Genomic DNA, 12,495 nt, shown 5'->3' on the forward strand with positions numbered 1-12,495 from the left:
CTTTGACTTTGAGCTGTCTGCTTATACTCTTGCTTTCGGCTTTGAGCCTTAAGCTTTCAGCTCAATTCAAAAACTCGGGTTTGATATTGAGTTGCAGGTATGCCCACACGGGGTTCAGCTTATTGTTGCCCGGTGTTAAAGCCTTAGCATATTCCATACTATGCGTTGCAGCCATGTAGGATAAGCCCAAATCAACATTGGTAAATTTGTTAAGCTTGTAGCCGGTGGAGAGGTCGAACTCCGTACCGAGATATTTGCCTATGGCTTGCCCGTCTGTCCCCTTTTGATCTTTAGCTAACAGGAAATAATGGTTAGCCAGTTCGGTGCTGAAACGTTTGTTGTCTGAGGTATATTTTATTTTAAGATAAGGATTGCTTAAACCTCCGGTTGGCGATCCGCTGCCTGCATAAAAATAATCCATGTAGCCCCAAAACTTGTGTGGCGTGCCATAAAGCGGATCAAATCTGTGATTGGTTTTTGAGGTAGAAAACGCATCATTACCTGATAAATAATCCCAGCCACCGGTGTAACACACATTGCTGTTTTTGTAGGATAGAGATAGGGTGTAAGTATAGGCGCTTAAGTCGGCACCATCGCGGTCATGCCCGCCTTGATAGTAAAAACCGCCGGTCGCGGCCCACTGATCTTTGCTGCCCCAAACTGGGTTTAATAACAGGCCTGTTGTGTAGCGGGTATTTACGCCCGGCTGATTATACCTGCGGCCATAAATGTAACCCACATCCTCTCCCGCGGTATTCTTTACCGAGTCGAGCTTGTATTTGGCAAACTGATCACTCAAAACAAGACCGGTCAGCTTGGTTTTATTAATTTTTTTGGCGAAGTAGAGATATTCAAGTGCTTTATAGTTTTGGTTTTGCCCGTTGGTGCCGGGCGGGTTTAAAAATGAAGGGCTTCCTGTTTTTGAGCTTACGCCTGATGCATTAACCAGCGGTATAAACCCGGCAGGCGTATTGGCCAAATTACCTTTGCTATCTTTTATGGTAGCGGGTACGTTGGCTGGTGTGTAATAGGTACCATTATAATTAATAGCATCCGAACTTTGGTTAAAAGCCGCACCAACATCAACCTGCCAGCCCGATTGAACAAGTTTCAGCACAATGGCATCATGGCGGCGGGCCTGCTGGATCCAGTCGGTAGCGCCAAGGAGGCGTTCATCGTCATAACTAATCTCTTGTCGACCGGCCTTGATGGCGAAATAATCAACAGGCGAAATTTTGAAGGAAGTATCTTTTTTGTTGGAGAGGATGAGCTCGGCCCAGGCTTCATGAAGGCTTAAACGACTACCATCATTAATGGTAATGGTTGAGGCATCCTGCCCCCAAAGCCTTACATCCTGTACCGATGTTTGAAAAATAAGCTTGCTGCTTTTGTAATTGAAGGTGAGCCGCGTTCGTTGCGATACGAAAGCCGCGTTTTTGTTACCTATTGGTTCTAAAGTTCCATAACCATCACGTAATTCGCCCCTTGTTTTGATCTGCCCGGTTAAACTGAGCTGTGCTGAGGCGTTATAGGATACAAAACATGATATAATTAATAGAATTTTTCCAATAGTGTATTGATTACATACATTTTTGTACATTTGAATTGGTTTTTTATTTGTTAAAGCGATTAAAAACTATCTAACCTCGTCTGGGAATGCGACCTCCCGACGGGGCTTTTTATTTATATACTTTTCAGTTTCACCATAGGCTCTCTGTTTTGATCAATTAAATGCATTTAATTATCATAAATATATCTCAATTAACAAACAGATACAAATTTTTTAGTTTTTAAAGTGAATTTTTGTGATTAAAATCATAAATAAGTTAATTTTTTATAGAAAATTCAATTTTAACACGGTCAAAAATTACCAAAATATCGATTTCACAATTACTTAACAGAAATTTCAATAATATCAATCATAAAAAATCGCAATAAAATCAAAAAACACCAATCAAAAACATGATTAATATCAAAAAATAGACACAAAAATCAAAAATCAACACAAAAACATCTACATAAAAAACAAAAAGCATTTAATTTTTACACCAAATGCTTTTTATTGGAACATATTACCAGAAAATTTACATTTAAAAATCAGGGCGTTGCCTGCGGCCGGGCTATCCATTCCAAGTCCTCGCCTTGCCAGCGCACAATCCCCACTTGCGCTCCGGGCTTTCCATTCCTATCCCTAACGCTTTTGTCTGAACCGAAATTTTAGGGAATTAAAGAATTACCAGAATACTAAGCAAATTCAAAAAATTCTAATAATTCCCCCAAATTCGAGTTCAGACAAAACTATCCAACCAACGTGCTGCAATACCCTACGCTACCCAATCCCCACAAAAACTTTCCCTTCAGATACCATAACCGGATATGTTTTAATAACCAACTCTTCTTCACCCAAACACTCGCCAGTTAACAACGAAAATGCTTTTTTATGAAACGGACAAGCCACCTTTGGCTCACAATTTTCGCCCGAACTACCGATCATGCCGCGCGATATAGCCATTTGCTGTTTATGCGGACAAAGATTTTGCGTTGCATACCACTCACCCCGGCGGGTAAAATTAAAAATAGCTATCTGCTCATCGCCATGCTTGATGCATGAACCACCATTTTCAGGCACATCATCTACATAACAAGCCAATACCCAGTTTATTGCTACTGTTGCTTCCATTGTAATTTCTTTAAAATACTTTCGATTAAAAACTTACTTGAGACTACCGACTTAAAACTTCAGGCTTAAAAATCTACCACTCCTTAGCCCGCACCTGGTCGCGCATAGGCACAAATTCAGCATGCGGATCTTTTTCTTCGGGGGCGTTAATAAAATGCGCGAAGCGTTTGCGCATAGCCGGGCTTTCAATTACTTCCTTCCACTCGCAGTGATAGGTATTTACCAGCGCCTGCATTTCCTCTTCTAACTGAGCGGCCAAACCCAAGCTATCGTTCACTATTACGTTTTTGAGGTAACTCATGCCGCCGTCCAGTTTATTTAACCAGGTAGCGGTACGGGTAAGCTGATCGGCAGTTTTAATGTAAAACATCAAAAACCTGTCGAGGTATTTTATCACCGTTTCTTTATCAATGTCCGTAGCCAGCAGCTGTGCGTGCTGCGGTTTGGAGCCGCCGTTGCCGCATACATATAAATTCCAGCCTTTTTCGGTGGCTATTATTCCAAAATCTTTCGATTGCGCTTCGGCACACTCGCGCACGCAACCACTCACACCACCTTTAATTTTATGCGGAGCGCGGATACCTTTATACCTATCTTCTACCTCAATGGCAAAGCTCACACTATCGTGCAAACCAAACCTGCACCAGGTACTCCCCACGCAACTTTTCACGGTACGCAAAGCTTTACCATAAGCATGCCCGCTTTCAAAACCGGCATCGATAAGCTCTTCCCAAATTATGGGCAGATCACTCAAATGCGCGCCGAACATATCAATCCGCTGACCGCCGGTAATTTTTGTGTATAGTCCGTATTTTTTAGCTACCTGACCAATCACGATCAGTTTATCCGGTGTAATTTCACCGCCCGGAATCCGTGGCACTACTGAGTAAGTGCCGCCTTTTTGAATATTTGCCAAAAAACGATCGTTACTATCCTGTATGGTTTCCTGCTTTACAATTACATCGTTCCATAAACTGGAGAGGATACTGGCAACTATCGGTTTGCAAACCTCGCAACCATCGCCTTTGCCGTAATGATCAAGCACCAGGTCGTAGTTTTTAAGTTGATTGATTTTTACCAGGTCAAAAAGTTCCTGGCGCGAATAATCAAAGTGCTCGCAGATCACATTTTTAATGTATTGCCCGTTCGCCTTCATGGTCCCAGCAATCAGGTCTTTTACCATCGGCACGCAGCCACCGCAACCGGTACCGGCTTTGGTACATTTTTTCATCCCATCAATACCTGTAACACTCTGCTCATTCACTGCTGAGCAGATCGCCGCCTTGGTAACCGCCTCACACGAGCAGATCAACGCATCATCGGGCAAATTCATTACGCCTGCACCTTCGGCAGCCGCGCCACCGCGCGAGCCGAGGATCAGATCTTCAGGATCGGGCGGCAATACAATTTTATTATTTACCGTTTGCAGCAGCATATTGTAAGCATCGGCATCGCCAATTAAAATACCGCCCAAAAGCTGTTTGCCATCGTTACTGATATTTATGCGTTTATATATCCCCTTATGCGTATCCTCAAATAAAATAGTACGACAATCCGGTTCGGTTATAAAAGCATCGCCAAAGCTGGCTACATCCACACCAATCAACTTAAGCTTGGTACTCATATCATAGCCGTAGAAAGATTTCGCACCGCTTGTTAGGTGCGAGGCCACAATATCGGCCATTTCATAGCCCGGAGCTACCAGGCCGTAAATCATACCCTCGTAAAGCGCACACTCGCCAATAGCATAAATATTTTCATCGCTGGTTTGCATTTGCGGGTTCACTATAATGCCGCCACGGGTGCCTACATGCAGGTCAGCCAAACGGGCCAGCTCATCGCGCGGACGGATCCCGGCCGAGATCACCAGCATGTCAACCGCCAGCTTACTCTCATCATTAAAACGAAGGGATTCTATTTTACCATGACCAACAATTTCGGCCGTACTTTTATTTAAATGGATATGCAAGCCCAACTGACTCAATTTCATCTGCAGCATACTACTACCTGCCGAATCAATTTGCCTCGGCATTAACCTCGGTGCAAATTCAATTACATGTGTTTCATGAATGCCGAGATCGATAAGGGCTTTAGCCGCTTCCAAACCCAGCAAACCGCCACCTAATACTGCACCCGATTTAGCATTAGCCGCGCAGGCCTTGATCAATTCCAGATCTTCAATAGTGCGATATACAAAAACACCTTCCTTTTCAATCCCAGGCACATCGGGCACAAAAGCCGATGAGCCGGTAGCCAAAACAAGATAATCGTATTTAAGGGTGATACCTTTTAAAGAATGGATAGTTTTTTCGGCGCGGTTTATTTCCTGGATAGCATCGCCGAGGTGAAGTTGAATATCATTTTCATGATACCATGATAACGTAGAAAGCGAAAGATCATCGGCAGTTTTGCCATTAAAGTATTCGCTCAGGTGAACCCTATCGTAGGCATGACGCGGCTCTTCGCCAAAAACAATAACCTGAAATTGTGATGATTTGGCTAAAAGTTTCTCGCAAAACTTATAACCCACCATTCCGTTGCCCGCTACAATGACAATTGGTTTCGACATACCGTAATTTTTTAAGTGTTAAAGCAATTTCAAACTAAAAACAAACCCAAATGCGACCTCGAATCCGTTTTACATCACAATAATAACATTAAAAACTATCAAATGAAAGTTTTTATTCAATTTTTTATTAAATAAATCATGTTAAATAGATTTTAAATTCATAAATTAGACATATTAATATAATTTAAGTCATTTTTATTCGATATAAAATTTAATTTTTTAGATATTTTACAAAATCAATCAAAATAAAAAGACTTAAACAGACATTTTTCAACATTTAAATTGAAATAATGATAAAAAACAATACCAAACCGCAATTATTTGTACTTGGAGCAGGGCCAGGAGACCCGGAATTGATAACAGTGAAGGGTTTTAAGGCATTACAACATGCAAAAGTTATACTATATGATAATTTAGCTAACAAAGAACTGTTAGACATTGCCGGCGATGATTGCGAAAAGGTATACGTTGGCAAACAACCTTACGGCGATTATACCCCGCAGGAAACCATTCACGAACTGATAAAACAATACGCCTTTGAAAAGGGCAATGTAGTAAGGCTGAAAGGCGGCGATCCTTTTATATTCGGCAGAGGGTTTGAGGAGATCATTTACGCGCGCGAACATGGTATCGAAACTCATTATATCCCTGGCGTTACCAGCGCCCAGGCTTGCGGACTGGAAGATATCCCCCTAACCCACCGCACTGCCAGCGAAAGCGTATGGATGGTAACCGGCACCAAAAAAGACGGCCGCCTAAGTGCCGACCTTACCTGCGCCATGCATAGCAACGCCACCGTAGTTATATATATGGGCATGAAAAAACTGGCCGAAATCGCCAAAGCATACATAGACAACGGCAAAGGTGATACCCCGGCCGCTATTATTCAACATGCATCGCTCCCCAATCAAAAATCGGCAAAAGGCAGGGTTCAGGATCTGGTAGCCATAGCCGAAACAAATAAACTCACCTATCCAGCCATTATTATTATAGGCGATGTGGTTAACGTTAAAAACTAAACAAATATGAAGATCAGGATAAAAGGCAATTCGATACGTTACAGGCTCACTAAAACCGATGTAGCCAATTTTGACAGAGATGGATATTTGGAAGAGACAACCAGTTTTGGTACTCAGGTTTTTAAATATGCCCTGCAACGCTCGGCAAATTCGGAACTAACAGCAGGCTTTAACAACAACTGCATTACCATATACATGCCGCTGGATATGGCTTATGAATGGACAAATACCGAACGCATTGGCTTTGAAAGTAACGATCCACAGCTTTATTTACTTATTGAAAAGGATTTTGTGTGTTTGGATAATGTTATAGAAGATCAAAGTGATAATTATCCGCATCCGGCGGGAGTGTGCTAAAAAGCCTATAAAACAGCAAAGCCCCGATATTGCTATCGGGGCTTTGTACTCCCGGACTTAGTCAGGTCGAATCAATTTATTGAAGATTTAAAGCGAATAGCCAACATCCCAATAAAAACCAATGCAATAATTATGGATAATTAAAATTCTGTTTTATCAAGCACTTTAATTATGGAGTCAAAAAGCACAGTGTGTTTTTTCTCATCAACATCTTTAAATTGATATTTCAGATTTGGAAGCATGTGACTGAACATATTTTGGTAAATATCAATTACATGCTTTTTTATTATATCATAATCTTCCAAATCTATATCTAACAGATTATTATACTTTATTTCTAAAAGCTGATAATCTAATTTCCAATCCTTGAATAATATTAGTTTTTTGTTGGGATTTACAAGCGAATGCAAATAAGCTTCATGAACGAGATTATGTTGAGGAAACCCATATAAAGATCTAAAAAGAAAATTATGAGCATTTTCGGTGTTGTTGTCATCCGGAAAAACCTCCTTGTATATTCTTTTAAAGTTATCAGCAACTTTGTTTCTTGTCAAAGTGTACGCAGGTAAGCGTTCGTGTAGTAGACTGTTAAATTTAACTTCTAAGTCTTTAACTTTTGGTTTCCATTCATCTTTTGAAGTCTTTTCGATCATCTTGTAAGAGTAATTAGTATAGGTTATGCTACCGTCACTACATCTTTCAGATTCGAACTCACCAGTCCAGATTTCTAATTCGCTTGACGAAATTAAATCAACGTATATCCAATCATCAATATAATACTCGATAATTTTTAAGGGATTATTTGATTGAATGTGTAATTCGTAATGTAAATCTTCATTGAAATCGTATTGTGGAAATCCATTCAAAATGTAATATCCTTCATTTATTTCAACGATATCATTTAAGTAGAATGGTTTATAATCCTCATCCTTCATTTGAAATACTCAATTAGAATAGTAAAACTATGAATTTATCAAATTAATGTGAGTTGGAGTCGAACCAAAATATCATGTTATAGAAGAGAAACAAGATTAAAAAATCGGCTAAATTAAAAACCCTCTCTAAAGTACTTTAGAGAGGGTTGTACCCAGAGCCGGAGTCGAACCGGCACGGTTTCCCACAGGTGTTTGAGACCAGCGCGTCTACCAATTCCGCCATCTGGGCATTTTGTAAGTTGATTCCCTTACAAGCGGGCTGCAAATGTAGATAAATACTTTACAAGTGCAAACGTAGATGCATGAATTATCAAAAAAGTTTTTTTGTATCTGCTATTTCAACTCATCCCGTTCGCTATCAACAATCGTCCTGATCTCATCCGCGGTTAAAGGTTCTTTATAAACTTTCACCTTATCTATGTCTCCATGAAAAATACGTTCGGATGGAAATTCTTCATTACGGCCTAAAGTCCATTTATTATTGATGGAGAGATTGGCTAAGGTTTCAACCACGGTTGTACCGGCAAGCACTCCGTCGATGTATAGATAAAGCGTTTTGCCGCTGCAAACACCTGCTATATGGTGCCACTTATCGTTCCAGTCGGCAGGAAGGTTAACGGTGCAATCGCCGCGGCCCCAGCCTCCGGCAAAAAAAGTGAGGGTTTTATGGTCGCTTACCTGCAAAACATGGCTGTCGCCCTTGGTGATCATATCAACCAATCCGCGTTCATTTCCGGTTGGGTAAACCCAGCCCATCATGGTGATGGTTTCACCCATATTATCCAGTGATGGGGCGTTGGGCACTTCAATAAAGGTATTTTCGTTGAAACTCAGCTTACCTGCAGGGTTCGACGAGGTGATGATATGGCCATTATTTTGATAGCCCGATGCATCTTTTATTATCTTATCTGTAGTATAATTTACGGGGGAAAGATCGAGCAGCAACGAAGCTTTATTATCCCGGTAAACCTTATAAGTAAAATGAGCTTCACCAACCGAAAGTTTTTGAAAACCTGCTGAAGCAGCATTGGCTGAATGTTTAATCAGTTGCTTTTCGCCTGGCAGTAATTCAACCGTATCGGTAAAAAGCAGCGTATCGTTTTTGGTAACCGGGATTTGAAAGGATCGTTTTACACCGCCAATGTTTTGCACCAGGTAACTGATCTGCTGTTGCTCATTTAGCCTTATCATGGGCACAGCGGCCAGTTCTGTAATTTTAAAGGGTTGGGCCGGAGCATTTGCCGATGGTTTTACCTCAACTACTGTAACGGGCATGCCTTCCAAAGTCAACGTTGTTTTACCTAAAGGATAAAGGCGGCAAACTATCGAATCTTTTTTCACCTCACCCGAAGCCACCATGCAATTTTTATAAGCGTACGGCTTACCGTTTACCAATAATCGTACAATTTTAACACCGGAAGCTCCGGCATTGCTTATTGAAAAGCGAACTGTAAAAGGCTGGTTAACCCTGATATTTTTAGTTGATAAAGTATAATCGAGAACCTTAAACTTTGGATCCCGCATGGTTTCGGATAGCACAACCGGATTTTTATCTAACGGCCATTGGCTGGCTTTATTAGTCATATCGAAAGTCATTGAGCCGCCAGATACCAACACCGCGTGCGGCAAGGTTAATTGCTGCAAGGATTTGCCGTTGATAGCTACGCTTTTTACATAATTGTTTTCTAACGATGAACCATTAGCATTAATGGTAAAATTTTTACCGTTAGGCAGGTGGAGGGTTACCGATTTAAACAATGGCGTGCCGATAGCGTAATATGGTCTGCCGGGACAAACCGGGTAAATGCCCATGGCACTAAACAAATACCAGCTTGAAGTTGAACCCAAATCATCATTACCCGGCAAACCACCGGGGCTGTTGCCAAAGCGCTGCAGCATAATTTCGCGCAGCCATTTTTGGGTTAATGATGGTCTGCCTGCCTGGTTAAACAGGTAAGGCACGTGAAATACGGTTTCGTTATCAAAGGGGATAGCATCCGAGAGAGCTGAATCTAAACGGGATGAAAACTGCGTGTTTCCCCCAGTAATATTGATCAGATCTTTAGTATTATGCGGAACGAAATAGGAATACACCCACTTGTCGCCTTCTTTATAACCCGACATCCCCGGATCATGTTTAAACTCATCGTTATTCCGGGGCAGCATTAGTAACTGATCTGTATTGAGCAGATTGCGGTAGTTGAAACCGCGCTGTTGCAATAACTTATAGTCTTTATCATTATGGATCACCTGCTTTGCAAACTGCGATAGTGCCCAATCATCATAAGCATACTCAACCGTGCGGGTAACCGACTCGGAGCGGGTGAAAGGAATGTATCCCTGCTTGTTATAGATCTCCATATCGGTTTGTACAAATGGAGGTTCTAAAATGCTTTTTTTCATAGCAGTGTAGATCAGCTGCTTATCAAAACCGGTAACACCTTTCAAGTAGCTATCAACAATAATAGGAATAGCGTGGTTGCCCGTCATCGATTCGGTTGGTAAGTGACCAGTTTGCTTGTAGATATCAAGCATGGATAATATTACGTCTTTCTGCTTATCAGGATAAAGAAGTGTTAACAATGGATGCAAGGACCGAAAAGTATCCCATGGCGAAAATGCCCCATACTGGTTAGTACCAGATTTTTGATGAACCTTACCGTCTGCGCCTTTGTACCTGCCATCAGCATCGTCAGTAACCCATGGTATTAAAAGCGCATGGTACAGTGCGGTGTAAAAAACAGTTTTGTTTTGTTCGTTGCTATCGTTAACATCCACCACCGCTAATTTATGAAGCCATTCACGCTCTGCACGGCTATGAATTTCATCAAATGATGCTGTGCCAACTTCCTTGTCAATATTGTTTTGTGCACCATCGTGATCGATAGATGAGGCGCTTATTTTAAGGCCGATAGTAGTACCGTTGCTTGATTTGAAAGTGAAGAGCCAGCCACCTTCAACCTGTTTTTTATCGGTATAAGCTTCGGTGAAATTGATTACAGCATTGTTATTGGAAGCCTTTAATTGCCTGTTGTTTATTACGGTAAGTTCTCCGGCATCTGAAATATAGATCTGCGGGGTTACCTCTACTGGGAAAGCGAAGCGGAACAGACCGGTTCTTGTGGTTGCGGTAGCTTCAACCGTTGTGCCATCGTCATTAAACTTTACTTTGTAATATCCGGGTGTGGCGGTTTCATTGGCATGCGAGAATTTTCTGCTAAATGTACCATGCTCCATTTTATCTGTAGCATTAACCGGCATGATATGAAAACTGCCCGCCGAGCCTTCGGGAAAACCACTCATGTGCCTGAAGCAGCTGAAATAGCAAATACCGGTATCGGCATAATTGTAACCTTTACCGTTGCGGGTTTCAGGACTTAATTGGATATATCCCGAGGGTACAACCGCACCGGGGTAAGTACCGCCCTCGCTACCCCATTTGGTAAATACATTGCTTTTGCCTGTGCCTATAAATGGATTTACGTGTTGCAGATGGTTTGCCAGCTGGGCAACAGTCTTATTGCTTAGTATAAGCGATAGAACGGTGAATAAAATTAGTGGGAGATGCTTTTTCAAATCAGTTTTCTTTTAAAAAACAATAATTGCAGGAAACCCCACAACAATTTTATCTTCAGCGAGGCAGAGTTTCCTCTTAATAAAAGCCAGGGGCTGTGCGATTCCCCTCTTGAGAGGGGCGGCGGGGTGTGTTTCTGCTTTGACAAATCAATCGTATAACACACCCCAGCTACCGCTCTTTCCCCTTGCGCCCCCTCTCAAGAGGGGAACTTAAAAAGTCTTAATAATTATATCTTAATATAAATCTTCCGCTTATCCAACACATAAGCCACCGCCCAGCACAACATCATATAACAAATGGCAAAAACCAGCGTACCCAGCGGCCCGGGGAATATCCGCTGATAAAACACCTGGTTTATCCAATCGTAAAAACTCAGCTGTGGTGCCACCCAAATGGTTTGCAACACGGTAAGCAGTAATTCGGATAGCAGATAAATTGCCAACGAGTTACGGCCGAGGATGAGGAAGAAATTAGTGCCGTTTTTAACTTTCTCAATTTCGATAACAAAGATCAACAAGCCCAAAATAGCAAGGTCAATACCTATGGTTAGCAACGAGAAAGTGCTTGTCCACAGTTTTTTGGCTACAGGGAAAAACTGACCGAAGAACAAGGCCAATACAATCAGCAATCCACCGAAGATGAATAGCTTGGCCACAGTTTCGTAAGTTTTGCCTTTGCGTTGGATGAAAGCACCAGCTAAAAAGCCGCCTATTACGTTTACAATACCGGTAAGTGTACTCAACAAACCTTCGGGATCGAAGGCTATCGGGCCGCCTTTATCGTGGTATAAATGATCATTACCCATTATAACAATATCAAGCTTTGTACCTGCATTGCCCAGCATGGTAAACTCTTTTCCCAGTTCGCCAAACATCACCAGGAATAACCAATAACCTAATAATAATACCACCGAGATCATCACCGCCGTTTTCTGACTGCAATAATGAACTATCAGCGCACCGAAAAAGTAACACAGCGCTATGCGTTGCAGCACGCCCATAATACGGGTATGGTTTAGCGGGTTAAATGCCCAGCCATCGGCAGTACGATGGAAAAACGGGAACCAGTACATCAGGTAGCCCAACAAAAAAATGATCACCGTGCGTTTCAGGATCTTGCTGATGAACGCAGCATCGGTTTCAAATTTCTTTTTAGAGAAACTCAGCGCATTACCCACCGCGAATAAAAACGATGGAAAAACGAGATCGGTAGGTGTAAAGCCAAACCAGGCGGCATGATCAAGCGGTGCCCATACCGTGGCACCCGAGCCGGGGGCATTAACAATGATCATGAAACAGATGGTCATCCCCCTGAAAATATCTAAAGCAGTAAAGCGTTCGGTTGCTATTGCCATTTTG

The 12,495-nt window shown here is 41.9% G+C and carries 8 protein-coding genes and 1 tRNA gene; 2 read left to right on the plus strand and 7 right to left on the minus strand.

Translation table 11 applies throughout. The features are described 5' to 3' along the window. Nucleotides 1–61 precede the first annotated feature (61 nt). The 3 genes from AAFN85_RS27675 to nirB form a co-directional block, all read right to left on the minus strand. The gene (locus tag AAFN85_RS27675; protein WP_347531210.1) at nucleotides 62–1,600 is read right to left on the minus strand and encodes an alginate export family protein; all 1,539 of its coding nucleotides are present in this window, start codon (nucleotides 1,598–1,600) and stop codon (nucleotides 62–64) included. A gap of 729 nt (nucleotides 1,601–2,329) precedes the next feature. Next, the gene (gene nirD, locus AAFN85_RS27680; RefSeq protein ID WP_347531211.1) at nucleotides 2,330–2,680 is read right to left on the minus strand and encodes a nitrite reductase small subunit NirD; all 351 of its coding nucleotides are present in this window, start codon (nucleotides 2,678–2,680) and stop codon (nucleotides 2,330–2,332) included. Between the two features lie 73 nt (nucleotides 2,681–2,753). Next, on the minus strand, nucleotides 2,754–5,249 hold the full coding sequence (gene nirB, locus AAFN85_RS27685) for a nitrite reductase large subunit NirB (RefSeq protein ID WP_347531212.1): 2,496 nt from the start codon (nucleotides 5,247–5,249) through the stop codon (nucleotides 2,754–2,756). Nucleotides 5,250–5,539: 290 nt separating this feature from the next. Here nirB and cobA point away from each other — a divergent pair, with 290 nt between their 5' ends. Together cobA and AAFN85_RS27695 are read left to right on the plus strand one after the other, a co-directional pair. Beyond that, nucleotides 5,540–6,268 (plus strand): uroporphyrinogen-III C-methyltransferase, encoded by a 729-nt coding sequence (gene cobA, locus AAFN85_RS27690; protein ID WP_347531213.1) that lies wholly within the window; start codon nucleotides 5,540–5,542, stop codon nucleotides 6,266–6,268. A gap of 6 nt (nucleotides 6,269–6,274) precedes the next feature. Next, a complete protein-coding gene (locus AAFN85_RS27695) occupies nucleotides 6,275–6,625 on the plus strand; it encodes a hypothetical protein (RefSeq protein WP_347531214.1) in 351 nt (116 codons plus the stop codon). Between the two features lie 140 nt (nucleotides 6,626–6,765). On the opposite strand, the gene AAFN85_RS27700 is transcribed toward AAFN85_RS27695, so the two are convergent. The 4 genes from AAFN85_RS27700 to AAFN85_RS27715 all read right to left on the minus strand — a co-directional run bounded on the left by AAFN85_RS27700 (nucleotide 6,766) and on the right by AAFN85_RS27715 (nucleotide 12,491). After that, entirely contained in the window at nucleotides 6,766–7,560 is a 795-nt protein-coding gene (locus AAFN85_RS27700) for a hypothetical protein (RefSeq protein ID WP_347531215.1), read from the minus strand. Nucleotides 7,561–7,709: 149 nt separating this feature from the next. After that, nucleotides 7,710–7,789 (minus strand) — tRNA-Leu (locus AAFN85_RS27705). A 104-nt stretch (nucleotides 7,790–7,893) separates the two neighbouring features. After that, the gene (locus AAFN85_RS27710) at nucleotides 7,894–11,136 is read right to left on the minus strand and encodes a GH92 family glycosyl hydrolase (protein ID WP_347531216.1); all 3,243 of its coding nucleotides are present in this window, start codon (nucleotides 11,134–11,136) and stop codon (nucleotides 7,894–7,896) included. Nucleotides 11,137–11,363: 227 nt separating this feature from the next. After that, complete coding sequence (locus AAFN85_RS27715; protein WP_347531217.1) at nucleotides 11,364–12,491, minus strand: heparan-alpha-glucosaminide N-acetyltransferase domain-containing protein; 1,128 nt, start codon at nucleotides 12,489–12,491, stop codon at nucleotides 11,364–11,366. Nucleotides 12,492–12,495 lie beyond the last annotated feature (4 nt).

This window comes from Mucilaginibacter sp. CAU 1740, from assembly GCF_039839285.1.
Lineage (GTDB): Bacteria > Bacteroidota > Bacteroidia > Sphingobacteriales > Sphingobacteriaceae > Mucilaginibacter.